We start from the raw sequence: 22599 nt of genomic DNA, 5'->3' as shown, positions 1-22599 counted from the left end.
GGGCTCAGCCCCTGGCGATCTCGACCGCGAGGCGCTGGAAATAGGGCGCCTCCGGCGTCGCCACGATGCCCGGCCAGTCCGGATGATGCATCGTGTCGGGGAAATGCTGCGCCTCGAAGCAGAGGCCGGCATAGGGGAGGTATTGCTCGCCCCCGTGCCCCGGCGCCGCGACCGTCATCGTCGGCGCGTCGAAGATCTGCAGCCCCGGCTGGTCGGTGAAGACCCGGATCATCATGCCGGTCCGGGGGCAGCGCGCCCAGCCCGCGGGCGTGCTCTGGTCCCGGCCGGGACGAAGCACGTAGTTGATGTCGAGCCCTTCGCGGCCCGGATCGCTCGCCTCGATCTCGCGCGGTTCGAGGAAGTCGTAGCGCGTTCCCTCGACGGCCCTGATCTCGCCGGTCGGGATGCTCTCGGCATCGAGCACCGTGATCTCGGCGCCATCGACGAAGAGGGTATGGTCGCGCACGCTCCCGCCGCCGCCGAGGTTGTAATAGGTGTGGCTCGCGAGATTGATCGGCGTCGGCCGGTCCGGGACGCCGCGCATCTCGCAGGTCAGCGCCGGCCCGTCGAGCCGGAAGGTCACGGTGAAATCCACCGCGCCGGGATACCCCTCCTCGCCATCCGGGCTCCGGTAGGAGAGCAGGACCGTCCCGGCCGCGCCGTCGGTCTCCATCGCCCAGTTCCGCTTGCCGAGCCCGATGGCGCCGCCGTGGATATGGTGCCGGAGCCCGGGCCCGTGGTTCGGCGTCAGCTCCCAGGTCCGGCCGTCGAAGTCGAACCGGGCATCCTTCGTCCGGTTGGCGATCCGCCCGACGATCGCGCCATGCGAGCGGGAAGCGGTCAGATAGCTCTCGAAGACCGGGAAGCCGAGCACCATCGGCAGGCTGCCGGCGGGGCCGTCCACGCGCCAGTCCTGCGTGACGCAGCCGAAGCTCAGGATCGTGACCGCCGCGTCGGCCGATTCGAGCGTGACCGCGTCGACGCTCCGCCCCTCGAGTTCGCCGAACTTCTTCTTTCTCATGCCGCCTTACCGATCCTCACGATGTCCGAGACGCGCGTCGCGCCGCGCCCCGCTTCATCGGTACGAGCGGATCGTCCCGGGCGGCCCCGGCGGACACGCGCGAAGGCTAGCCCGCCGGGCGGCCGGAGGCAAAGGGCGAAGCGCCGCCCGCCCTCAGCGGAAGGCTTCCTTGACCGCGGCGCCGGCGCGCGCGAAATCCATCTGGCCGGTGTGGCGCGCCTTCAGATGCGCCATCACCCGCCCCATGTCGCGCACCGAACTCGCGCCCGTCTCCGCGATGGCGGAGGCGACCGCGCGCTCGACCTCGGCCTCGCTCAGCTGCTTGGGCAGATAGCCTTGGATCACCGTGATCTCGGCGCGTTCCTGCGCCGCGAGCTCCGGCCTCCCGGCCTCGTCATAGGCCCGCGCGCTCTCCTGGCGCTGCTTGATCATGCGCGCGAGGATCGACCGGATCTCGGATTCCGAACAGCCCTCGCAGGTTTCCGCGTCGCCGCCCTCGGCGATGCGCGCATCGATGTCGCGGTCCTTGATCGCCGCGCAGATCAGGCGAAGCGTCGACAGACGGACCGTGTCCTTCGACTTCATCGCCTCCTTCAGATCGCTCGAAAGCCTCGTGCGAAGCATTGCACACCTTGCTGTCTCTGGCGGCCAGCGCCGCGTAAACCGCCCTCATACTCCTCCGCGCGCTGAGACGCAAGTCGCGGCGCGGGGAGCAAGCCATTGATTTGCCTGCCACTTGCCCGCGGGAGACTTCGGGTTGACCCCAATGTCGGCCGGGCGTAGGTTGCGCGCGACCTCCGATCAGGATTCGATGATGACCGAACGTGCAGCCCCTTCCGAACAGGCGCTGGCCGCCGCGCCCGACGGCGCGCTCCGCGCCACTGCCTGCATTGTGCTCGCCGATGGCCAGGTCTTCTATGGCAAGGGTTTCGGCGCGATCGGCGCCGCGGTCGCCGAGCTCTGCTTCAACACCGCGATGACCGGCTATCAGGAGATCATGACCGATCCCTCCTATGCCGGGCAGATCGTGACCTTCACCTTCCCCCATGTCGGCAATGTCGGCGTCAATCTCGAGGACGACGAGACCGGCGAGCCGGTCGCGGCCGGGATGGTGGTGAAATGGGACCCGACCGAGCCCTCGAACTGGCGCGCGACCGGCGACCTGCCGGACTGGCTCGCCCGCCGCGGCCGGATCGGCGTCGGCGGGATCGACACCCGCCGCCTCACCCGCGCGATCCGGCAGCAGGGCGCGCCGCACGTGGCGATCGCCCATGACCCGCGCGGCGAATTCGACCTCGACGCGCTGGTCGCGAGCGCGCGCGCCTTCCCCGGCCTGACCGGCATGGACCTCGCGCGCGACGTGACCTGCGCGCAGAGCTACCGCTGGGACGAGATGCGCTGGGCCTGGCCCGACGGCTACCGGCGGCGCGAGGCGCCGGGGCGGCGCGTGGTCGCGATCGACTACGGTGCCAAGCGCAACATCCTGCGCTGCCTCGCCTCGGCCGGCTGCGACGTGACGGTGCTGCCCGCGACCGCGACCGCGGCCGAGGTGCTCGCGCACGAGCCCGAGGGGCTGTTCCTCTCCAATGGCCCGGGCGACCCGGCGGCCACGGGCGCCTACGCGGTGCCGATGATCCAGGAAGTGCTCGCGAAATCCGACATCCCGGTCTTCGGCATCTGCCTCGGCCACCAGATGCTCGCGCTCGCGCTCGGCGCGCGGACGATCAAGATGAACCACGGCCATCACGGCGCGAATCATCCCGTGAAGGAGATCGCCACCGGCAAGGTCGAGATCACCTCGATGAACCACGGCTTCACCGTCGACAGCCAGACGCTGCCGGCGGGCGTGGTGGAGACGCATATCTCGCTCTTCGACGGGTCGAACTGCGGGATCGCGACGACCGATGGCCGCGTCTTCTCGGTGCAGCACCACCCGGAGGCGAGCCCGGGGCCGCAGGACAGCTTCTATCTCTTCGAACGCTTCGTCGCCTCGATGAAATGAGCCATGCGCCCGCCGGGGGCGGGCGTCCGGCGCGGCGAACGGCCGGCGGTGACGGCGGACGGCGGCGTTAACCGGAGTTTCACGCCGGACTGGCGGGATTGCGCGGACCGCGGCAAACCCGTCCGATCATGGCGCATGTCCTTCCCTTCGCCCCGGCCGAGCCGGGACCCGCCGCCTCTCCGGCGGAACCCGCCCCTCCCGGGCGGCTCGGAGACGTGCTCGTCGGCGCGGGCGCGATCGGCGCCGAGGCCCTCGCGCGCGCGCTCGAGTCGCAGCGCACGCAGGACGCGCCACTCGGCCGGATCCTCGTCGCGGACGGCCTGATCAGCGCCGAGGCTCTCGGCGACGCGCTGGCGCGCCAGTCCGGGCTCGGCCGGATCGATCTCGACGCGGCGCCCGCCGATCCGGACCTGGTCGCGCGATTCGATCCCTATCTCTGCCTCGCGCTCGAGGCGATTCCCTGGCGCGATCTCGGGCCGCTCCGCGTCATCGTGATCGGCGACCCGCGGCGGCGCGCGGAGGCCGCCGCCGCCTTCGGCGCGGGCGCCGGCGAGGTGACCGTCGCGCTGGCCGCCCCCACCGCGATCCGCGCGGCGATCACCGAGGTGTTCCGCGACCGGCTGCGCGACGACGCGCGCGAGCTCTGCCCCGCCCGGTTCAGTTGCCGCGACTGGCTCGGCGCCTCGCGGCGCTGGTGGCCACGCCTCGCCGCCGGGCTGGTCGCCGCCTCCGCCTGCGCCGCGCCCCTCGTGGCGCTGCGGCTGCTGCTCGTCTGGGTGCTGATCGCGAACGCGGCGACGATGGCCCTGCGCCTGACCGCGCTCTTCGCCCGCTACAGGCTCGGCCCGACCGTGCTGGAGCCGCCGCCGGGCGGGATCCGCCGGATCCGCGCGCGCAGGCTGCCGCGGGTCTCGCTGCTCGTTCCGCTCTACCGGGAGGCGCGGGTCGCCCGCGGCCTGCTCGCCGGGCTCCAGGCGCTCGACTATCCCCCCGCGCTCCTCGACATCAAGCTGGTGCTGGAGGAGCACGACACCCTTACCCGCGCCGCGATCGAGGAGACGCCGCTGCCGCCGACGATGGAGGTGGTGAGCGTGCCCGCCGACGCGACCCGGACGAAGCCGCGGGCGATGAACTACGCGCTGCCACTCTGCCGGGGCGAGATCGTCGGCGTCTACGACGCGGAGGACCGGCCCGATCCGGGCCAGATCCGCGCCGTCGTCGCGCGTTTCGCCGAGGCGCCGCCGGAGGTCGCCTGCCTGCAGGGCTATCTCGACATCTACAATACCGACCGGGGCTGGCTCGCGCGCTGCTTCACGCTCGAATATGCGATCTGGTTCCGGGTGATCCTGCTCGGCGTGCAGCGGCTCGGCATCCCGATCCCGCTCGGCGGCACGACCGTCTTCTTCCGCCGCGCCCAGCTCGAGATGATGGGAGGCTGGGACGCCCATAACGTGACCGAGGACGCCGACCTCGGCATGCGGCTCGCCCGTTTCGGCTACCGCTGCGAAATGCTGCCGACCACCACGATGGAGGAGGCGACGCTGACCGTACCCGCCTGGATCCGGCAACGTTCGCGCTGGCTGAAGGGCTATGCCATCACCTGGGCGAGCCACATGCGCGACCCCTGGGCGCTCTGGCGCGATCTCGGCGCGCGCGGCTTTCTCGGCTTCCAGGTGCTGTTCCTCGGCGCGCTGACCTCCTACCTCGCGATCCCGCTCTTCTGGCTCACCGGCGCGCTCACCTACGGCTTCCACGTCCCGGTCTGGCAGGGGCTGCCCTGGTCGCTCCGGCTCGCCTTTTTCGTCTCGATGATCGCGGGGCAGGCGATCATGCTCGCGATCGCCTTCATCGCGGCGCGCGACGCCGGCCGGCTCCGGCTGCTGCCCTGGGTGCCGACGCTCTGCCTCTACTGGCCGCTCGGCGCGGTCGCGGCCTATCGCGCGGTGCTGGAAATCTTCCAAGCGCCGTTCCACTGGCACAAGACCGAGCACGGGCTCGGCCCCGCGCCCCTCGCCGAGAGCCCCGCCTAGCGCCCCGCCCTAGCGCTCCGCCTCGAGCCTCAGCCGCGTCTCGAAGGCCTGGCTGATGTGCTCGCGGAGCGCGAGGTCGGCCGCGTCGCCGTCGCGCGCCTCGATCGCGCGCACGATCCGCTCGTGCTCCTCGAGCGCCTTCTCGCCGCGCCCCTCCGCCACCAGCGAGGTCGTCGCGATCAGCACCATCGCCCGGTGCACCATGTCGAGCTGCTGGATCAGGTAGCGGTTGTGGCTCGCCATGTGGATCTGGCGGTGAAAACGCTTGTTGGCGCGGGCGAGCAGCTCGGGCCGCGCGATCAGCTCGCGGTCCTTGCGCACCATTTCCCAGAGCACCCGGATCTCCTCCGGCGCCGCGTGCTGCGCGGCGAGCCGGGCGGCCAGCCCCTCGAGTTCGGCGCGCACGACATAGAGCTCGCCCAGCTGATCGTGGTTGAGGCTCGCGACGACGAGGCTGCGCCCGTCGCGCGCGAGCACGCCCTGGGTCTCCAGCCGCTGCAGGGCCTCGCGGATCGGCGTGCGGGAGACGCCGAAACGTTCCGCCAGTTCCGCCTCGACCAGACGCTCGCCCGGGCGGAACTCGCCCTGATCGATCGCCTCCAGAACCAGGTAGAAGGCATCCTTCTGACCCTGAGCAAAGCCCGCCATGCATTCCATCCGCAGTTGCGCGCCGACCCTATCCGCTCGCGCGGGCGAAAGCGAGCCATGCGATTGCGGTGCCGGCCGGGGCGGGATAGATTCCGGATCATGGCACGCGACCTCTTCGCCCATGTCGAGACCTGGGTCTTCGATCTCGACAACACGCTCTATCCGCCCGGGATCCGCCTCTTCGACCAGATCGAGGCGAGGATGACCGCCTATGTGATGCGCGCGCTCGGCGTGGACCGGGACCGGGCGAACACGCTCCGCGCGACCTACTGGCGCGAACATGGCACGACGCTCGCGGGGCTGATGGCGGTGCACGCGCTCGACCCCGAACCCTATCTCGCCGATGTGCACGACATCGACCTCTCGATGATCGCGGAGAGCCCGGAACTCCGGGCCGCGCTCGCGGCGCTGCCGGGGCGGCGGATCGTCTATACCAACGGCTCGCGCGAACATGCGCGGCGGGTGACGAAGGCGCTCGGCCTCGACGGCGCCTTCGACGCGCTCTACGGATTCGAGGATGCGCGCCACGTGCCGAAACCGGAGGCCACCGCCTTCGCGACGGTCTTCGCGCTCGACGGGCTCGACACCCGGCGCGCGGCGATGTTCGAGGACGACCCGCGCAATCTCGCGGTTCCCCATCGCCTCGGCATGCGCACCGTGCTCGTCGGCCCGGCCGAGATCGCGCCGCATGTGCACCACCAGACGGACGACCTGACGGAGTTCCTGCGGCTGCTGGCGTGAGGCGCGAAGGAAGGCGGACCGAGGTCCGCCCTACGCGGGCACGGCTCGGGGGCGCGGGCGATGCATGCGCCACCGGACCGTAGGGCGGACCTCGGTCCGCCGTCTCCGAGCCGGGCGCGCGTAAAACGCCCGCCCAGCGCCGCGCCTCAGTTCCGCGACTTGTCGACCATCTTGCCCGACGAGATCCAGGGCATCATGCCGCGGAGCTTCTCGCCGACCTGCTCGATCTGGTGCTCGTCGTTGAGGCGGCGCGTCGCCTTGAAGAACGGCTGTCCGACCGCGTTCTCCTGCATGAAGTCGCGCACGAACTTGCCGGTCTGGATGTCCCGCAGGACCTCCTTCATCCGCGCCTTGGTCTCCGCGTAGGGCAGGACGCGCGGGCCCGACACGTATTCGCCGTACTCGGCCGTGTTCGAGATCGAGTAGTTCATGTTCGCGATGCCGCCCTCGTAGATCAGGTCCACGATCAGCTTCACCTCGTGCAGGCACTCGAAATAGGCCATCTCGGGCTCGTAGCCGGCCTCGACCAGCGTCTCGAAGCCCATGCGGATGAGCTCGACCAGGCCGCCGCAGAGCACCGCCTGCTCGCCGAAGAGGTCGGTCTCGCATTCCTGGCGGAAGTTGGTCTCGATGATGCCCGACCGGCCGCCGCCGATGCCCGAGCAGTAGGACTTGGCGATCTCGAGCGCGTTGCCCGAGGCGTCGTTCTCGACCGCGACGAGGCAGGGAACGCCGCCGCCCTTGACGAATTCGCCGCGCACCGTATGGCCCGGACCCTTCGGCGCCATCATGATCACGTCGACGCCCTTCTTCGGCTCGATCAGGCCGAAGTGCACGTTGAGGCCATGGGCGAAGGCGATCGCCGCGCCCTCGCGCAGGTTGTCGTGGATGTACTTGCGGTAGGTGTCGGCCTGGAGCTCGTCCGGCATGGTCATCATCAGCACGTCGGCCCAGGCGGCGCATTCGGCGATGCCCATCACCTTCAGCCCCTCGCCCTCGGCCTTCTTCGCCGAGGGCGAGCCCTCGCGCAGCGCGACGGCGACGTTCTTCACGCCGGAATCGCGCAGGTTGAGCGCATGGGCGTGGCCCTGCGACCCGTAGCCGACGATGCCGACCTTCTTGTCCTTGATCAGATTGATGTCGCAGTCGCGATCGTAATAGACGCGCATGGTGGTTTCCCTCCACTCTCGGTTTCGTGCCGGGAGCATAGGCGCCTCCCGCGCAATCGGGTTTCTATTTTCGCGGCATCTGCTAGAAATCCGGAAATTCCATTCGCGGGAACGGCGTTCTCCGGAGAATCCATGCACAGCCTCGACGACATCGACCGCCGGCTGCTCCGGCTCCTGCAGGAGGAGGCGGGCCTGCCCGTCACCGAGCTCGCGGAGCGCGCCGGCGTCTCCGCCGGGGCGTGCTGGCGCCGGATCGAGAAGATGGAGCGCGCGCGCGTGATCCTCGGCCGGGCGATCGACATCGATCCGCGCGCGCTCGGCTACGAGGTGCGGGTCTTCCTGCGCGTCGTGCTCGACAAGGCGGCGAGCCATGCCTTCGACGACTTCCTCGCCGCCGCGCGCGCGCTGCCGGAGGTGATCGCGATCGAGACGCTGCTCGGGCGCGTCGACATCCGGATGGACGTGGTCGCGCGCGATCTGGCGCATTACCAGGAGATCTACCGCGACCGGATCCTCGCCCTGCCTCACATCGCCGAGATCGACGCGCTGATGCTGGTCTCGGAGCTGAAGAACAGCGCGCGGCTGCCGATCTGAGGAGAGCATGGCGGAAATCGACGATACCGACCGCGCCATCCTGCGCGCCCTGCTCGCCGACGGCGCGCTCGGCGCGAAGGAGGTCGGGCTGCGGGTCGGCCTCAGCCAGCCCGCGGCCTGGCGGCGGATCCGGCGGCTCGAGGAGGCGGGGGTGATCCGGGGGCGGAGCCTGATCCTCGACCGGGAGAAGCTCGGCTTCGGGGTCGTGGTCTTTCTCGGCGTGAAGCTCGCGGCCAAGGGCCGGCTCGATCTCGAGACCTTCGAGCGCGCGGTGCAGGCGATCCCCGAGGTGCAGCTGGTCCAGCAGGTGATCGGGGTCCACGATTACCGGCTGCGCGTCGTCGCCCGCGACCTGAGCGATTTCGAGCGGATCCTGCGGCGGCGGATCATGACGCTGCCGGGCGTGGGCCAGGTCGAGTCGAACGTGATGCTGCGCGAGGAGAAGAACGCGCCGCCGCCGCTCTGAGGGGGCGGGCGTTCTGGCGCCGCAGCGGAAGGCGGACCGAGGTCCGCCCTACCCGAGGCCGAGGCGCATCGCGGCGTGGCGAAGCGGCGGGACGCCGCTCAGCACACCGAGGCCGAGGCGCCGCAGCCGGCGGAGCGGCCGCGCCTCCGCCATCGCGGCGCGGTTGAGCGCGTCGATGCCGAGGATGCGCGCCAGCACCCTGCCGTGGCGCGCGCGGTGATAGCGGGCGAGCACGGCGGGCGCGCCGATATCCTCGCCCGCGTCGCGCGCGGCGGCGAGCAGGTCGGCGAGCGTCCCGATGTCGGCGAGGCTCATGTTGAGCCCCTGCGCCCCGATCGGCGGCACGACATGGGCGGCCTCGGCGATCAGTGCCATCCGGGGCGCGTCGAGCCGGTCGGCGATCTGCGCGACGATCGGCCAGACCGCGCGGCCGCCTTCGAGCGTGAGCCGCCCGAGCACGCCGGCCGAGCGCGCGTTCATCTCCGCCTCGAAGTCTTGCTCGGGCATCGCGGCGAGTTCGAGCGCCCGCGGCCCCCGCTCCATCCAGACCACGGCGGAGCGATGACCCCGCGCGTCGTCCGGCAGCGGCACCAGCGTGAAGGGGCCGCCGGTGAGATGCACCTCGGTCGAGACGCCGTCGTGCGGCCGGTCGTGGCGCGCGGTGAAGACGAGGCCCTTCTGCCCGTAGCCCCAGCGCCGCGCGCCGATGCCCGCCGCCGCGCGCAGCCCGCTGTCGCGCCCGTCCGCGGCGATCACCAGGCGCGCGCTCAGGCTTTCGCCGTCGCCGAGCCGGACCATGGCGCGATCCGCGCGCGCCACGACGCCCGCGACCCGGGCCGGCGCCAGCAGCCGCGCGCCCGGCGTCGCCTCGAGATGGGCGACCATCTCCCGCCGCAGCAGCCAGTTCGGGAGGTTGTAGCCGAAGGGCTCGGCCCCCAGTTCGCCCGCGTCGAAATCCGCCCGGCGCTCGGCCGCGCCCCCGGCGTCGACGATGCGCATCACGCGAAGCGGCGCGGCCTCGCCTCCGAGCCGGTCCCAGAGGCCGCAGCCCCGGAGCAGCGCGACCGAGGGGCCGAGGAAGGCGGTGGAGCGCGGATCGGCGCCCGCGGCGCCGGGGCTCGTCACCGGCGGCACCGGATCGGCGCAGATCACCGAGAAGCCGCGCGCGGCGAGAATCGCCGCGGCGCTCAGCCCCGCGACGCCGCCGCCCGCGATCAGAACATCGCCATCGATTCCGTTCATCGCCCGCCTCCCCCGCGGCGCCGGATCGCACCGGCCCCCGGGATCCGAACCCGGCCGGGCCGCGCGCGTTCCACGCCCGCCCCGATACAGCATTCCCGCGCGGCCGGTGCAAACCGGTTTTCGGCGTGGCAAATGACATTCGACATTCCCCGAAGCCTCCGCTAGAAGCCCGCGCGTATGGAAAGGGTCCCGGACCCGGAGCGCGAAGGCCCGCGAGATGCAGAATATCATCCTGACCATCCACCTCATCATCGCGATCGCGCTGATCGTCGTCGTGCTGCTGCAACGCTCGGAAGGCGGCGGCCTCGGGGTCGGCGGCGGCGGCGGTGGCGGGCTGATGACCAGCCGCGGCGCGGCCACCGCGCTCTCCAAGGTCACCTGGCTGCTCGGCGCGGCCTTCGTGGTGACGAGCATCGCGCTCACGATCATCGCCGCGCGCGAGGGCGGCGCGGGATCGGTGCTCGACCGGCTCGGCGTCGAGGCGCCGCTCCGGACGGAGCAGCCCCAGGTGCCGGCCCCGGCCCCCGCCCCGACCGCGCCCGCCCCCGATCTCGCGCCGCCGCCGGCGCCGGACGCGGATGGCGCGGCGACGCCGGCCGCCCCCGCGCCCGCCACGCCCGCTCCCGCCACGCCCACGCCCGCCGCGCCCACGCCCGCCGCGCCCGCTCCGGCGCCGGCCGGCGAGGATCCGGCGACTCCGCCCCCGGCGCGGTAGGCGCCGGGGCGCCCGCCACGACCGGGGCCCGCGGCCGGCCCCGGCTCTTGCGACACCCCTCCCCATCCGGCCCGCCGCCCTTGTGGAGGCGGGCCGGATCACCTATGGATGGAGCCCCGTGAAGCGCGGCTTCATCCTGATTCTGACTGAAGCGAAGGCACGGGAACCTCATCTCCATGGCGCGATACGTATTCATCACCGGCGGTGTGGTCTCCTCGCTCGGCAAGGGCCTCGCCTCTGCGGCGCTCGGCGCGCTCTTGCAGGCGCGGGGCTATTCGGTCCGGCTCCGCAAGCTCGATCCCTATCTCAACGTCGATCCGGGAACCATGTCGCCCTTCGAGCATGGCGAGGTCTTCGTGACCGACGACGGCGCGGAGACCGACCTCGATCTCGGCCATTACGAGCGGTTCACCGGCGTCGCGGCGCGCAAGACCGATTCCGTTTCCTCCGGCCGGATCTATTCGAACGTGCTCGAGAAGGAGCGCCGGGGCGACTACCTCGGCAAGACCATCCAGGTCATTCCGCACGTCACCAACGAGATCAAGGACTTCCTCCGGGTCGGCGAGGAAGAGGTCGATTTCATGCTCTGCGAGATCGGCGGCACGGTCGGCGACATCGAGGGCCTGCCCTTCTTCGAGGCGATCCGCCAGTTCGGCCAGGAGCGCCCGCGCGGCCAGTGCATCTACATGCACCTGACGCTGCTCCCGTTCATCGCCGCGAGCGGAGAGCTCAAGACCAAGCCGACGCAGCATTCGGTGAAGGAACTGCGCGCCATCGGCATCGCCCCCGACGTGCTCGTCTGCCGCTCCGAGGGACCGATCCCGAAGAAGGAGCGCGAGAAGCTCGCGCTCTTCTGCAACGTGCGCCCCGACAGCGTGATCGCGGCGCAGGACCTCAAGTCGATCTACGAGGCGCCGCTCGCCTATCATCGCGAGGGGCTCGACCAGGCGGTGCTCGACGCCTTCGGCATCTCGCCGGCGCCGCGCCCCAATCTCGAGAAATGGGAGACCGTGGTCGACCGGATCCACAACCCCGAGGGCGAGGTGAAGGTCGCGATCGTCGGCAAGTACACCCAGCTCGAGGACGCCTACAAGTCGATCGCCGAGGCGCTGACCCACGGCGGCATCGCGAACAAGGTGAAGGTTCGCACACAATGGCTTGATTCCGAACTCTTCGAGAAGGACGAGGAGATCCCCCCGCTGCTCGAGGACTACCACGCGATCCTCGTCCCCGGCGGCTTCGGCGTGCGCGGCACCGAGGGGATGATCCACGCCGCCCGCTTCGCGCGCGAGCGCAAGGTGCCCTATCTCGGCATCTGCCTCGGCATGCAGATGGCGGTGATCGAGGCCTCGCGCGACCTGCTCGGCGTGCCGAACGCGGGGTCGGAGGAATTCGACCACGAGGCCGGGCAGCGCCGCTTCACGCCGGTGATCTACCATCTCAAGGAATGGGTCGAGGGCAACCGCACCATCCAGCGCGAGGTCGGCGACGACAAGGGCGGCACGATGCGGCTCGGCGCCTATGACGCGGTGCTCTCGGACGGGAGCCAGGTCGCCGGGATCTACGGCGCGACGGCGATTTCCGAACGCCACCGGCACCGTTACGAGGTGGACATAAAGTATCGCGAGAAGCTCGAGGATTGCGGGCTGCGCTTCTCCGGCGTCTCGCCGGACGGGCGGCTGCCGGAGATCGTCGAGATCCCGGGCCACCCCTGGTACATCGGCGTGCAGTTCCATCCGGAGCTGAAGTCGAAACCCTTCGCCCCGCATCCGCTCTTCGCCGACTTCATCCGCGCGGCGGTCGAGCAGTCGCGCCTCGTCTGAGGCGCGGCGCGTTCACGGCGACTTTTCTTGTCTTTCCCCGCGCTTCCGGGTTTTCCTTGGCGCGGACCCCTTCCCCGTGACGAGACGCCCATGTTCGCCGATCTGCTGCGCCGCCTGAACGCGATCCCCGGAGCCCGGCCGCTCGGGGCGGATTCCGCGCGCGTCGCGATGGCCGCGCTGATGGTGCGCGTGGCCCGCAGCGACGACAGCTATTCCGACCGCGAGCGCGCGCGCATCGACGCGCTTCTCGCCGCGCATTACCGCCTGCCACCCGCGGAGGTCGCCCGGCTCCGCGGCGAGGCGGAGGAGGCGGAGGCTTCCGCGCAGGACACGGTGCAGTTCACGCGCGTGGTCAAGGAGGACGTGCCCTACGAGGAGCGCGTCGGCGTGGTCGAGACGCTGTGGCGCGTCGCGGCCGCGGACGGGATCGACGCGGAGGAGCGCGGCGTCCTGCGCCTCGTGGCGAACCTGCTCGGCGTCTCCGATCAGGAGAGCGGGCTGGCGCGGCGGCGGGCGGAACGGGGGTAAGGCGCGCGCCGTCCCGGGCTCCGCGAGCCCCCTTGACCTCCGGCGGCGCTTTGGCCAAGCCGGGGTCCGGTCCGCGCGGGCGCGCATGCGATCCGCGAACGGGAGGGCTTGCCAGGGGGAGGCGCGCGATGTTCTTCGATGGGTGGTATGATCTGCTGCGTCTGGTGGTCGTCGGCGCCCTCGCCTATGCCGGGCTCATCCTTTTTCTCCGGACGACGGGCAAGCGCACGCTCTCGAAGATGAACGCCTTCGATCTCGTCGTCACCGTCTCGCTCGGCTCCACGCTCGCCTCCGCGATCCTGAGCAGCGATGTGTCGCTCTCCGAGGCGCTTCTCGCCTTCGCGCTGCTCTGCGGGCTGCAATACGGCGTCGCCGCGCTTTCGCTCCGGTCGCGCCGGTTCCGGGACCTGGTGAAGTCGGAGCCGAGCCTGCTCTTCTACCGCGGCGCCTTCGTCGACTCGGCCCTCCGCGCCGAACGGATCACGCGGGAGGAGATCCTGGCGGCGATGCGCGGCGCGGGCGCGTCGGCGCCCGCGGAGGTCGGCGCCGTGGTGCTGGAGACCGACGGATCGCTCAGCGTCGTCACCGGAACAGCGGACGGGCCGATCGAAAGCCTGCGGCACGTCCGCGGCGCGGGCGCCTGACCGTGCTGGCCCCCGTCCCCGAACGCCGCCGGCGGAGTGGCGCGCATGGCTGACCTGGCGCTGAGGCTCGCGCGGGTCGCGATCTGGATCGCCACGTCCGCGATTCTCGTGGCGACGCTGCTCCCGCTCTGGGATTCCAACCGCTGGTGGGTCCGGATCCTCGATTTCCCGCGGCTCCAGATCGCGATCCTCGGCGGCGCCATGCTGATCGCGGCGCTGTTCCTGCTGCCCGGGCCGGGACGCTGGCTCGTCCCGGCGCTGATGATCGCCGCCTGCGGCTATCAGATCGCACGGATCTTTCCCTATACTCCCTTGGCCCCGACCGAGATCGGCCTCGCCCCCGACGCGCCGGATTCGGTCAGTATCCTCTCCGCGAACGTGCTGATGGAAAACCGCGACCACGACGCGGTGGCGCGGCTGATCGGGGAGCGCGCGCCCGACATCCTGCTCCTGATGGAGACCGACCAGAGATGGGTCGACGCGCTCGCGCCGGTGCTGGAGACCTACGACACCGTGCTGCGGGAGCCGAAGGACAATCACTACGGCATGGTCTTCGCGACCCGGCTCCCGGTCGAGGCGGCGCGGATCACGCGGCTGACCACCGACGACACGCCCTCGGTCTTCGCCGAACTGACCGGCCCCGGCGGGCGGACCTTCCGCTTCGTCGGCCTGCACCCCCGCCCGCCCATGCCCGGGCAGAGCACCAGGGATCGCGACGCCCAGATCTACTACGCCGCGCGCTTCGCCGCGAAATCCGGCGTTCCACTCATCGTGACGGGTGATTTCAACGACGTCGCCTGGTCCGATACCTCGCGGCTCTTCAAGCATGTCGGGCAGTATGTCGATCCCCGGATCGGCCGCGGCTTCTTCGCGAGTTTCGATGCGAAAAAGCCGTTCTGGCGCTTCCCGATCGACCAGTTCTACGCGACGCCCGACGTGGCCGTCGTGGGCTTCGAACGGCTGCGCTACGTCGGCTCCGACCATTTCCCGATCGCGGCGGTGATCCGGCTCGACGCGGAGCTCGCCGGGCGGCTCAACACGCCGCCGGCGCCGCTTTCGGAGGAGCAGGAGGGCGAGGTGCGGGAATCGGTCGCCCGGACGCGGAAGCTGCTCGGTCACGCGCCGCCCTGAGCCGCGCTAGAAATCCAGGCTGATGCGCCGCGAGAGGTCGAAGCGCACGGTATACTGGTCGTCCGAGCCGTTCTCCACGATCGGCGAATCCGCCGCCCCGTTGGTGAGCCGCGTCCAGCGCGCCGCGCCCTCGATGCCCCAGCGCTCGTTGAAGAGGTAGCGCGCGCCGAGTTCCATGCCGGCGCCGTAGACGCCCGAGCCCGGCTGGTAGGCGGGCAGGCCCGAGGTCTCGGCCTCGGAGGGGGAGACGCCGAAATAGGTGTCCATGAACCGCTGCGAGCCGAAGGAGACCCGGGGGCCGAGCGTCAGCGTCAGCCCCTCGTAGGGATAGGCGATCCCGTCCGCGCCGAGTTCGCCCGACCAGGCATGGTTGCCGATCACGCCGTAGCGCAGGTCGGCATAGGCGCGATAGTAGTGGCGCTCGTAGCCGAGGCCCCCGCCCAGTTCCAGCGAGAAGGGCACATCGTCGAGCCCCCGGATCTCGTCGTAATCGTCCGAGTTCCGCGCGCGGATGTAGCGCGCGGAGAGCCGGGGGCCGAAGCCGCGCAGGAAGCCCACCGCGTCGTTCGAGCCGAGCGTCACCCCGCCGGGCAGTTCGAGCCGGTCGAGCCGCAGGCCGATGTCGGGGCCGCTCCGGATCGTGGTGGAGCCGAAATAGGCCGGCGAGAAGCGCACGCCGCCCCGGATCGTCGCGACGAAATCGGGCTGCTCCGCGTCGAACATCCCGTTGCCGTAGATGAAGGCGGGCAGGATCCCCGTGGTGCGCGCGCCCGGTGCCAGGACCGGGGGCCGTACCAGTTCGTAGACGTCCGCGTAGAGATCATCGAGCGGATGGGCGGTGCCGATCCAGCTTCCCGGCGTCGGATCCACCGCCGGCGCCCCGCCGGCCGGCGGGGCGGCCAGGGTCGGCTCCTCGGCCCGCGCCGCCCCGGCGAGCAGCGCGCCGAGGATCAGGGCGCGCGCCGCGGGTGCCAGCGCGCGGGCCAGGGCCGTGGAAGCGGGGGCGGTCCAGAACAGCATTCGCAGGCGCGTGTCCCCCCGGGGTCTTCGGTCTTCCTCGGCCAATCCTACGCCGATCGCTCCGCGAGTCACGCAAGGATCTGGATTCCTTATCGCCGGGTGCCGCGCGCCGGCGCAAGCATGATCGCCACCCGAGCGGGCGGAGGCGCGTTCACCGCCGCGCGAGCGCCTCGGCGAGCAGGTCCCGGACCGCCGCCGGATCGACCGCGCGGGAGACGAAGGCCTGGCCGATGTCGCGGGCGAGGATGAAGGCGATCCGGCCGTCGCGCACCTTCTTGTCCTGCGCCATCAGCCGGACGAGCCCGTCCGCGTCGGGCAGTTCGCCCGGGATGTCGGCGAGGTCGCGCTTCATGCCCATCGCCGCCAGATGCGCCGCGACCCGGCTCGGCGCCTCCTGGGGGCAGAGGCCGAGCCGGGCGGAGAGGGTGAAGGCCAGCAGGCAGCCGATCGCCACGCCCTCGCCATGCAGCAGCCGGTCGGAATAGCCGGTCGCGGCCTCGAGCGCGTGACCGAAGGTATGGCCGAGATTGAGCAGCGCGCGGTCCCCCTGCTCGGTCTCGTCGCGGGCGACGATCCCGGCCTTCATCTCGCAGGACCGCCGCACCGCGCGGGCGCGCGCCGCGGAATCGCCCCTCACCAGCGCGGCGCCGTTGGCCTCGAGCCAGCCGAAGAACTCTGCGTCGCCGAGCAGGCCGTATTTCACCACCTCGCCGTAGCCCGCGAGGAAGTCGCGCTCCGGCAGGCTGCCGAGCAGCGCGGTATCGGCGAGCACGAGCCGGGGCTGGTGGAAGGCGCCGATCAGGTTCTTGCCCTGTTTCGAATTGATCCCGGTCTTGCCGCCGACCGAACTGTCGACCTGGGCGAGCAGCGTGGTCGGGATCTGGACGAAGCCGACGCCCCGGCGCAGGATCGCCGCCGCGAAGCCGCCGAGATCGCCGATGACGCCGCCGCCGAAGGCGATCACGAGATCGTCGCGCGCGACCTCCTTCGCGATCAGCCATTCGACCGCGCGCTCCAGCCCCGGCCAGCCCTTCGTGCCCTCGCCCGGCGGCAGTTCGAGCGCGGCGCTCTCGATGCCCGCGCGGCGGAGCGCGGCTTCGAGCCGGTCGAGATGGAGCGCGGCCACGCGCTCCTCGGTCAGGATCGCGACCCGCGGCCGGCGCAGGAGCGGCGCGACCGCCGCCCCGGCCGCGTCGATCAGACCCGGGCCGATCAGGATGTCATAGGCGCGCGCGCCCAGCGGCACCGTGACCGTCTCGACCCGCTCGGCCAGTCCGCTCATCCCACGCACTCCTCGAAAGTCGCGGGGCTTCCGGGACGGCCCGCGTCCCATTCCCGCACGGCGCGCACGATGTCGCGCGCCATCCATTCCTGCGACACGCCGGGGCGGCTGTCGACGACGACGTCGGCCTCGGCATAGATCGGATAGCGGCGCTCGAGCAGGTCGCCCAGCACCGTCTTCGGATCGGGGGCGCGCAGCAGCGGCCGGCCCGGCCGGTCGCGCACCCGGTCCCAGAGCAGTTCGAGATCGGCGCGGATCCAGACCGAGGTGCCGTGCGCCGCGATCTCGGTGCGCGTGCGCGGCTCGATGAAGGCGCCGCCGCCGGTCGCGAGCACGCCCGGCTGCTCGGTGAGAAGCCGCGCGATCACGCGCCGCTCCCCGTCGCGAAAGGCCGGCTCGCCCAGTTTCGCGAAGATCTCGGGGATGGTCATCCCGGCCGCGCGCTCGATCTCCGCGTCGGAATCGACGAAGCCCACGCCGAGCAGATGCGCGAGGCGCTTGCCGACGCTCGTCTTGCCCGCGCCCATCAGTCCGACCAGCACCAGCGGGCGGCGCAAGCGCGGGATTTTCGCTTTCAGCTCCTGCAACAGGCCGGGTCCTTCGATCATCGGAATTGCTGTAACGCCTCGGCCGGTCTATTGTCCATGGTGGCCGCGCCGGGGACAGCACCCGGTCAGACGGCGAAAAACGGCGGCCCCGAAGCCGCGGGATCGAGCAGGTGACATGCGACTATTGCTGAAGGCGGTGCTGGGCCTCCTTGTGCTTGGCGTGATCGGTATCCTCGGATACGCGATCTTCTCCGACCTGCCCGCGCCGAAGCGGCCGGTCGAACTGCCGGTGACGGCGAAGTGAGCGCGCGCCGCGCATGCCTCCCGCTGCTCGCCTGCGCGGCCCTCGCGCCAGGTCTCGCGATGGCGGAGGCGCCGCGCTCGGCCATTCCCTGGCTTTCCGAGAGCATCGTCACCGGGGCGCCGCCCCCGCCCGGCCGGGGCGAGGCGCCCGCCGATCCCGACGCGATCACCGTCGCGCCGCTCGGCGATGTCAGCCGCGACGCGGTCGGCCTGCTCCCGCCCGAACGGACGGGTTTCCCCCGCGACCTCTGGGGCGAGCGCGCGGTCGCGGAGGTGCGCGACCTGGTGCTCGGGGCGGGCGGGTCGGGCGTGCCCGCCGCGATCGCGCTCTTTCGCGAGATCCTGCTCGCCGAGGCCGATCCGCCGCCGGGCTCGGACGCGGGATCCGCGCTCCTGATCGCGCGGATCGACCGCCTGCTCGACATGGGCGCGCTCGACGAGGCCGAGGCGCTGGTCGAGGCGGCGGGGCCCAATTCGCCCGACCTCTTCCGGCGCTGGTTCGACCTCGGCCTGCTGCTCGACCGGGCCGAGCCCGCCTGCGACGCGCTGAAGGGCAATCCCTCGCTCTCGCCCACCCTGCCCGCGCGCGTCTTCTGCCTCGCGCGGGGCGGCGACTGGAACGCGGCGGAGATCACGCTGACGCTCGGCAAGGGCGTGGGCTCGATCCCGGACGCGCAGGAGGAACTGCTGGCGCGCTTCCTCGATCCGGTGCTGTTCGAGGAGACCGAGGATCCGCCGATCCCCGATCCGCTGACCCCGCTCGACTTCCTGCTGCGCGAGGCGGTGGGCCTGCCCCGGCCCCCGGGGCCGCTGCCCCTCGCCTTCCTGCGCGGCGATCTCGAGGAGCACGCGCCGATGCGCGCGCGCATCGACGCCTCCGAACGGCTCTGGCTCGCGGGTTCGCTCACCGCCTCCGGCCTGCTCGACGCCTATCGCGGCGGCGAGCCGGCGGCCTCGGGGGGCGTCTGGGACCGCGCGCGCGCGATCCAGGCCTTCGACGCCGCGCTTGCCAAGGGCTATGCCGAGACCGTCGGCGCCACGCTCGTCGCAGCGGACGACGCGATGAGCGCGCGCGGCCTTCGCGTCGGGCTCGCCAAGGGCTACGCGGAGTCGCTGCGCGTGCTCAATCCCGCGGTGCTGTCGGAGACGGCCCGCGCGCGCCTCGCGGAACTCCTGATCCTCGCGGGCGAGACCGAGGCCGCGGACGCGGTGGCGCGCACGCTCGGGAACGGCCAGCTCACCGCGCTGGTCGCGGTCGCCGCGGGCGGGGCGCCGGAGGCGGTTCCCGAGGATCCCGCGCCTTCGGAACGCTTCCGCGCGGCGCTCGCCGGGCTCGGGGCGGGCGCGCCGGCGGACGACCGCGAGACGCGGCTCGCCGAACTCGCGAAATCGGGCCAGATCGGCGAGACGATCCTCGAGGCGCTCGACCTCGTCTCCGCCGGGGCCGAGGCCGACCCGCCCTCGCTGCGCGCCGCGCTCTTCGCGCTCCGCGCGGCGGGCGAGGAGAAGGCGGCGCGCGAGATCGCCGTCCAGACCCTCCTCGCGCGGCCGGCGCCTTGACGGAGCCGGCGATGTCCCGCGGCTGGCTGCCCCGCTTTCTCGAAGCCATCCAGGCCGAGCGCGACGCGGCCCGCAACACGGTCCTCTCCTACGCCCGCGACATCGAGGATTTCACGGCCTTTCTCACCGCGCGCGACCGCGACCTCGCGACGGCGGACCGGGCGGACATCGAATCCTACATCGTCGATCTCGAAACCCGCGGCATGGCGCGGGCGACCCGCGCCCGCAGGCTCTCGGCGATCCGCCAGCTCTACCGCTTCGCCTATCTCGAAGGCTGGCGCCCGGACGATCCGGCGGCGCCGGTGAAGGGGCCGAAACGCGCCCGCTCCCTGCCCCGGCAACTGGGCGAGGAGGCGATCGACAGGCTGATCGCGGCCGCCGACGCCCATGGCCGCGACGAGACCCGGCGCCGGCGCGACATCTGCCTGCTGCAACTGCTCTATGCGACCGGGCTCAGGGTCAGCGAGCTCGTCTCGCTGCCGGTGGCCGCGGTCAGGGGCGATCCGCGGATGATCCTCGTGCGCGGCAAGGGCGGCCGGGAGCGGATGGTGCCGCTCTCGCCCCCCGCGCGCGCGGCGATCCTCGCCTGGCTCGAACTCCGCGACGCGGCCCAGGACGGCCCGCTGCCCGGGCGCCGCGCGGGCTCGCCCTTCCTCTTCCCGGCGCGCGGCAAGCTCGGCCATCTCGGCCGGGAGACCTTCTTCATCCGGCTGAAGGAGCTCGCACGCCTCGCCGGGCTCGATCCGGGCGCGGTCTCGCCCCACGCGCTCCGGCATTCCTTCGCGACGCATCTGCTCGCCAACGGCGCCGATCTGCGCGTGATCCAGACCCTGCTCGGCCATGCGAGCATCGCGACCACCGAGATCTACACCCATGTGCTCGAGACGAAGATGCGCGACCTCGTGCTCGACCACCACCCGCTCGCCGAGGATCCCGCCGACGCGCCGGAGGAGGCCCGGTCCGGAGAGGCGGACTGAGCGCCTCCCCTCCGCCTACTTCCGCCCCGGAACCTTGACCGCGAGCGCGCGCACGATCCCGTGCAGCGTGCGGATGTCCACGTCCGTCAGCGGCGCGCGGCGGAACAGGTTCTCGAGATTGACGATCATGCTGTCGCGCTTGTGCTCGGGGAAGAAGAAGCCGACCGCGTCGAGCCTCGCGACGAGATGTTCGAGGAACCTGTCGACCTCGATCCGCGTCGCCCGGCTCGCGCCCGCCAGCGCGTAGGTGGCCGGCGCCGTCTCGTCCGCGGCGCGCATCCATTCATAGGCGACGAGCAGCGCGGTCTGGCCGAGGTTGAGCGAGGCGAATTCCGGATTGACCGGCACGGTGATGACCGCGTTCGACCGCACGATGTCGGCGTTCTCGAGCCCCGCGCGCTCCGGCCCGAACAGCACGCCGACCTTCTCCCCCGCCGCGATCATCGCCCGCGCCTCGGCCATGGCGCGCGCCGGCGTCATCACGGTGCGCGTCAGCGCGCGCTCCCGCGCGGTGGTCGCGAAGACGAAGGAGAGATCGGCGCAGGCGGCGTTGGTATCCTCGAAGACCGAGACCCGGTCGAGCACGCGCGCCGCGCCGCTCGCCATCGCCTCCGCCCTCGGGTTCGGCCAGCCGTCGCGCGGGCTCACGAGCCGCATCCGGTCGAGGCCGAAATTCCACATCGCCCGCGCCGCCGCGCCGATGTTCTCGCCCATCTGCGGCGCGACCAGCACGAAGACCGGTCCCGCGCGCTCTTCCCCTGGCTCCGTCTCCGCGTTCACCCGACGCCTCCCTCTCGCAAGCGGCGGTCATACGCGGGCCCGGCCCCGGCCACAAGAGCGCGGCGGAATGACGTATGCCACGGTATACCGTCTTTTCTTGCGGCGCGAGATGGGCTAGGCAGCGAAGGAATTGGTTCGGATGGAAGCCCGGAAGGAAGGTTCATGAGCAAGATCAAAGTCGCCAACCCGGTCGTCGAGCTCGACGGCGACGAGATGACCCGGATCATCTGGGATTTCATCAAGAAGAAGCTCATCCTGCCCTATCTCGACATCGACCTGAAATACTACGACCTCGGCATCGAGGAACGCGACCGCACCAACGACCAGATCACCATCGACGCGGCGAATGCGATCAAGGAATACGGCGTCGGCGTCAAATGCGCGACGATCACGCCGGACGAGGCCCGCGTCGAGGAATTCGGCCTGAAGCAGATGTGGAAGTCGCCGAACGGCACGATCCGCAACATCCTCGGCGGCGTGATCTTCCGCCAGCCGATCATCTGCCAGAACGTGCCCCGTCTCGTGCCCGGCTGGACCAAGCCGATCGTCGTCGGCCGCCACGCCTTCGGCGACCAGTACCGCGCGACCGACTTCCGCTTCCCGGGCAAGGGCACGCTGACCCTGAAGTTCGTCGGCGAGGATGGCGAGGTGATCGAGCGCGAGGTGTTCAAGTCGCCGGGCTCGGGCGTCACCATGGCGATGTACAACCTCGACCAGTCGATCATCGACTTCGCCCGCGCCTCGATGAACTACTCGCTGAACCTCGGCTGGCCGCTCTACCTCTCGACCAAGAACACGATCATGAAGGCCTATGACGGCCGCTTCAAGGATCTGTTCCAGGAGGTGTTCGACGCCGAATTCGCCGACGCGTTCAAGAAGGCCGGCATCACCTACGAGCACCGGCTGATCGACGACATGGTCGCCTCGGCGCTGAAATGGTCGGGCGGCTATGTCTGGGCCTGCAAGAACTACGACGGCGACGTGCAGTCCGACACGGTGGCGCAGGGCTTCGGCTCGCTCGGCCTGATGACCTCCGTGCTGATGACGCCCGACGGCAAGACCGTCGAGGCCGAGGCCGCGCATGGCACCGTCACCCGCCATTACCGCGAGCACCAGAAGGGCAACGAGACCTCGACCAACTCGGTCGCCTCGATCTACGCCTGGACCGGCGGGCTGAAGCACCGCGCGAAGCTCGACGACAACGCGGAACTGCTGCGCTTCGCCGAGACGCTCGAGAAGGTCGTCGTCGACACGGTCGAGTCGGGCTTCATGACCAAGGATCTCGCGCTTCTCGTCGGCCCGGACCAGAAGTGGCTGACCACGACCGGCTGGCTCGAGAAGGTCGACGAGAACCTCAACAAGGCCCTGGCCTGAG

General features: G+C 71.3%; 23 protein-coding genes. 14 read left to right on the top strand and 9 right to left on the bottom strand.

All coding sequences use genetic code 11. The annotated features are described in order from the left end of the window. Positions 1-4: 4 nt before the first annotated feature. Entirely contained in the window at positions 5-1021 is a 1017-nt protein-coding gene (locus FJM51_RS01235; RefSeq protein ID WP_140452279.1) for an aldose epimerase family protein, read from the bottom strand. 153 nt (positions 1022-1174) lie between these two features. Beyond that, the gene (locus FJM51_RS01230; protein WP_140452278.1) at positions 1175-1645 is read right to left on the bottom strand and encodes a GatB/YqeY domain-containing protein; all 471 of its coding nucleotides are present in this window, start codon (positions 1643-1645) and stop codon (positions 1175-1177) included. Positions 1646-1835: 190 nt separating this feature from the next. On the opposite strand from FJM51_RS01230, the gene carA reads away from it, so the two are divergent. Both carA and FJM51_RS01220 read left to right on the top strand, forming a co-directional pair. Further along, positions 1836-3023, top strand: a complete 1188-nt coding sequence (gene carA / locus FJM51_RS01225) for a glutamine-hydrolyzing carbamoyl-phosphate synthase small subunit (protein ID WP_140452277.1) — start codon at positions 1836-1838, stop codon at positions 3021-3023. 128 nt (positions 3024-3151) lie between these two features. Further along, positions 3152-5053, top strand: coding sequence for a glycosyltransferase (locus FJM51_RS01220; RefSeq protein WP_140452276.1), 1902 nt, complete (start codon positions 3152-3154; stop codon positions 5051-5053). Between the two features lie 9 nt (positions 5054-5062). Here FJM51_RS01220 and FJM51_RS01215 read toward each other — a convergent pair whose 3' ends face one another. Next, the gene (locus tag FJM51_RS01215; protein WP_140452275.1) at positions 5063-5701 is read right to left on the bottom strand and encodes a GntR family transcriptional regulator; all 639 of its coding nucleotides are present in this window, start codon (positions 5699-5701) and stop codon (positions 5063-5065) included. Between the two features lie 99 nt (positions 5702-5800). Between FJM51_RS01215 and FJM51_RS01210 the strand changes: the two genes are divergently transcribed. After that, on the top strand, positions 5801-6442 hold the full coding sequence (locus FJM51_RS01210) for a pyrimidine 5'-nucleotidase (protein WP_140452274.1): 642 nt from the start codon (positions 5801-5803) through the stop codon (positions 6440-6442). A 146-nt stretch (positions 6443-6588) separates the two neighbouring features. Here the strand turns inward: FJM51_RS01210 and ilvC are convergent, their stop codons facing one another. After that, positions 6589-7611 (bottom strand): ketol-acid reductoisomerase, encoded by a 1023-nt coding sequence (gene ilvC, locus FJM51_RS01205; RefSeq protein ID WP_140452273.1) that lies wholly within the window; start codon positions 7609-7611, stop codon positions 6589-6591. Positions 7612-7743: 132 nt separating this feature from the next. Here ilvC and FJM51_RS01200 point away from each other — a divergent pair, with 132 nt between their 5' ends. Together FJM51_RS01200 and FJM51_RS01195 are read left to right on the top strand one after the other, a co-directional pair. Then, complete coding sequence (locus FJM51_RS01200; RefSeq protein ID WP_140452272.1) at positions 7744-8205, top strand: Lrp/AsnC family transcriptional regulator; 462 nt, start codon at positions 7744-7746, stop codon at positions 8203-8205. Between the two features lie 7 nt (positions 8206-8212). Further along, the gene (locus FJM51_RS01195) at positions 8213-8671 is read left to right on the top strand and encodes an Lrp/AsnC family transcriptional regulator (RefSeq protein ID WP_140452271.1); all 459 of its coding nucleotides are present in this window, start codon (positions 8213-8215) and stop codon (positions 8669-8671) included. 48 nt (positions 8672-8719) lie between these two features. Here the strand turns inward: FJM51_RS01195 and FJM51_RS01190 are convergent, their stop codons facing one another. Continuing rightward, entirely contained in the window at positions 8720-9913 is a 1194-nt protein-coding gene (locus tag FJM51_RS01190; protein ID WP_140452270.1) for an FAD-dependent monooxygenase, read from the bottom strand. A 217-nt stretch (positions 9914-10130) separates the two neighbouring features. On the opposite strand from FJM51_RS01190, the gene secG reads away from it, so the two are divergent. The 5 genes from secG (at position 10131) to FJM51_RS01165 (ending at position 14754) form a co-directional block, all read left to right on the top strand. Continuing rightward, a complete protein-coding gene (gene secG, locus FJM51_RS01185) occupies positions 10131-10628 on the top strand; it encodes a preprotein translocase subunit SecG (protein WP_140452269.1) in 498 nt (165 codons plus the stop codon). Between the two features lie 176 nt (positions 10629-10804). Further along, positions 10805-12451 (top strand): CTP synthase, encoded by a 1647-nt coding sequence (pyrG, locus tag FJM51_RS01180; protein WP_140452268.1) that lies wholly within the window; start codon positions 10805-10807, stop codon positions 12449-12451. 90 nt (positions 12452-12541) lie between these two features. Further along, positions 12542-12979 (top strand): tellurite resistance TerB family protein, encoded by a 438-nt coding sequence (locus FJM51_RS01175; RefSeq protein ID WP_140452267.1) that lies wholly within the window; start codon positions 12542-12544, stop codon positions 12977-12979. A 128-nt stretch (positions 12980-13107) separates the two neighbouring features. Next, on the top strand, positions 13108-13623 hold the full coding sequence (locus FJM51_RS01170) for a DUF421 domain-containing protein (RefSeq protein WP_140452266.1): 516 nt from the start codon (positions 13108-13110) through the stop codon (positions 13621-13623). A 45-nt stretch (positions 13624-13668) separates the two neighbouring features. After that, on the top strand, positions 13669-14754 hold the full coding sequence (locus FJM51_RS01165; RefSeq protein ID WP_140452265.1) for an endonuclease/exonuclease/phosphatase family protein: 1086 nt from the start codon (positions 13669-13671) through the stop codon (positions 14752-14754). A gap of 6 nt (positions 14755-14760) precedes the next feature. Here FJM51_RS01165 and FJM51_RS01160 read toward each other — a convergent pair whose 3' ends face one another. From FJM51_RS01160 to FJM51_RS01150, 3 genes are all read right to left on the bottom strand, one after another. Further along, positions 14761-15774, bottom strand: a complete 1014-nt coding sequence (locus tag FJM51_RS01160) for a MipA/OmpV family protein (RefSeq protein WP_140452264.1) — start codon at positions 15772-15774, stop codon at positions 14761-14763. 151 nt (positions 15775-15925) lie between these two features. Beyond that, positions 15926-17056 carry a 3-dehydroquinate synthase gene (gene aroB, locus FJM51_RS01155; RefSeq protein WP_140452263.1) on the bottom strand — a complete coding sequence of 377 codons (1131 nt, stop codon included), beginning with the start codon at positions 17054-17056 and terminating at the stop codon, positions 15926-15928. Further along, on the bottom strand, positions 17053-17664 hold the full coding sequence (locus FJM51_RS01150) for a shikimate kinase (RefSeq protein ID WP_140452262.1): 612 nt from the start codon (positions 17662-17664) through the stop codon (positions 17053-17055). The genes aroB and FJM51_RS01150 overlap by 4 nt, the downstream gene beginning before the upstream one ends. A gap of 115 nt (positions 17665-17779) precedes the next feature. Between FJM51_RS01150 and FJM51_RS24660 the strand changes: the two genes are divergently transcribed. From FJM51_RS24660 to FJM51_RS01140, 3 genes are read left to right on the top strand one after another with little or no spacing between them, the layout of a single operon-like run. Beyond that, entirely contained in the window at positions 17780-17908 is a 129-nt protein-coding gene (locus FJM51_RS24660) for a hypothetical protein (protein ID WP_267901343.1), read from the top strand. Next, positions 17905-19467, top strand: a complete 1563-nt coding sequence (locus FJM51_RS01145) for a hypothetical protein (protein ID WP_140452261.1) — start codon at positions 17905-17907, stop codon at positions 19465-19467. Before FJM51_RS24660 ends, FJM51_RS01145 begins: the two co-directional genes overlap by 4 nt. Positions 19468-19478: 11 nt before the next feature. Further along, positions 19479-20444, top strand: a complete 966-nt coding sequence (locus tag FJM51_RS01140) for a tyrosine recombinase (RefSeq protein WP_140452260.1) — start codon at positions 19479-19481, stop codon at positions 20442-20444. A 15-nt stretch (positions 20445-20459) separates the two neighbouring features. Here FJM51_RS01140 and FJM51_RS01135 read toward each other — a convergent pair whose 3' ends face one another. Next, positions 20460-21224 carry an RNA methyltransferase gene (locus tag FJM51_RS01135; RefSeq protein WP_267901342.1) on the bottom strand — a complete coding sequence of 255 codons (765 nt, stop codon included), beginning with the start codon at positions 21222-21224 and terminating at the stop codon, positions 20460-20462. Positions 21225-21386: 162 nt separating this feature from the next. Here FJM51_RS01135 and FJM51_RS01130 point away from each other — a divergent pair, with 162 nt between their 5' ends. Further along, positions 21387-22598 carry an NADP-dependent isocitrate dehydrogenase gene (locus tag FJM51_RS01130; RefSeq protein WP_140452259.1) on the top strand — a complete coding sequence of 404 codons (1212 nt, stop codon included), beginning with the start codon at positions 21387-21389 and terminating at the stop codon, positions 22596-22598. Position 22599 lies beyond the last annotated feature (1 nt).

It is taken from the genome of Amaricoccus solimangrovi (assembly GCF_006385685.1).
GTDB lineage: Bacteria > Pseudomonadota > Alphaproteobacteria > Rhodobacterales > Rhodobacteraceae > Amaricoccus > Amaricoccus solimangrovi.
This window is presented reverse-complemented; position numbering and strand designations above follow the sequence as displayed.

Excerpts from the sequence above, each read along its gene's own strand:
- FJM51_RS01215 (WP_140452275.1), bottom strand. The coding sequence starts at position 5,701 with ATGGCGGGCTTTGCTCAGGGTCAGAAGGATGCCTTCTACCTGGTTCTG.
- FJM51_RS01140 (WP_140452260.1), top strand. The coding sequence starts at position 19,479 with ATGTCCCGCGGCTGGCTGCCCCGCTTTCTCGAAGCCATCCAGGCCGAG.
- FJM51_RS01195 (WP_140452271.1), top strand. The coding sequence starts at position 8,213 with ATGGCGGAAATCGACGATACCGACCGCGCCATCCTGCGCGCCCTGCTC.
- FJM51_RS01170 (WP_140452266.1), top strand. The coding sequence starts at position 13,108 with ATGTTCTTCGATGGGTGGTATGATCTGCTGCGTCTGGTGGTCGTCGGC.
- secG (WP_140452269.1), top strand. The coding sequence starts at position 10,131 with ATGCAGAATATCATCCTGACCATCCACCTCATCATCGCGATCGCGCTG.
- aroB (WP_140452263.1), bottom strand. The coding sequence starts at position 17,056 with ATGAGCGGACTGGCCGAGCGGGTCGAGACGGTCACGGTGCCGCTGGGC.
- pyrG (WP_140452268.1), top strand. The coding sequence starts at position 10,805 with ATGGCGCGATACGTATTCATCACCGGCGGTGTGGTCTCCTCGCTCGGC.
- FJM51_RS01235 (WP_140452279.1), bottom strand. The coding sequence starts at position 1,021 with ATGAGAAAGAAGAAGTTCGGCGAACTCGAGGGGCGGAGCGTCGACGCG.
- FJM51_RS01230 (WP_140452278.1), bottom strand. The coding sequence starts at position 1,645 with ATGCTTCGCACGAGGCTTTCGAGCGATCTGAAGGAGGCGATGAAGTCG.
- FJM51_RS01190 (WP_140452270.1), bottom strand. The coding sequence starts at position 9,913 with ATGAACGGAATCGATGGCGATGTTCTGATCGCGGGCGGCGGCGTCGCG.
- FJM51_RS01200 (WP_140452272.1), top strand. The coding sequence starts at position 7,744 with ATGCACAGCCTCGACGACATCGACCGCCGGCTGCTCCGGCTCCTGCAG.
- FJM51_RS01210 (WP_140452274.1), top strand. The coding sequence starts at position 5,801 with ATGGCACGCGACCTCTTCGCCCATGTCGAGACCTGGGTCTTCGATCTC.
- FJM51_RS01220 (WP_140452276.1), top strand. The coding sequence starts at position 3,152 with ATGGCGCATGTCCTTCCCTTCGCCCCGGCCGAGCCGGGACCCGCCGCC.
- ilvC (WP_140452273.1), bottom strand. The coding sequence starts at position 7,611 with ATGCGCGTCTATTACGATCGCGACTGCGACATCAATCTGATCAAGGAC.
- FJM51_RS01150 (WP_140452262.1), bottom strand. The coding sequence starts at position 17,664 with ATGATCGAAGGACCCGGCCTGTTGCAGGAGCTGAAAGCGAAAATCCCG.
- FJM51_RS01175 (WP_140452267.1), top strand. The coding sequence starts at position 12,542 with ATGTTCGCCGATCTGCTGCGCCGCCTGAACGCGATCCCCGGAGCCCGG.
- FJM51_RS24660 (WP_267901343.1), top strand. The coding sequence starts at position 17,780 with ATGCGACTATTGCTGAAGGCGGTGCTGGGCCTCCTTGTGCTTGGCGTG.
- FJM51_RS01130 (WP_140452259.1), top strand. The coding sequence starts at position 21,387 with ATGAGCAAGATCAAAGTCGCCAACCCGGTCGTCGAGCTCGACGGCGAC.
- carA (WP_140452277.1), top strand. The coding sequence starts at position 1,836 with ATGACCGAACGTGCAGCCCCTTCCGAACAGGCGCTGGCCGCCGCGCCC.
- FJM51_RS01165 (WP_140452265.1), top strand. The coding sequence starts at position 13,669 with ATGGCTGACCTGGCGCTGAGGCTCGCGCGGGTCGCGATCTGGATCGCC.
- FJM51_RS01160 (WP_140452264.1), bottom strand. The coding sequence starts at position 15,774 with ATGCTGTTCTGGACCGCCCCCGCTTCCACGGCCCTGGCCCGCGCGCTG.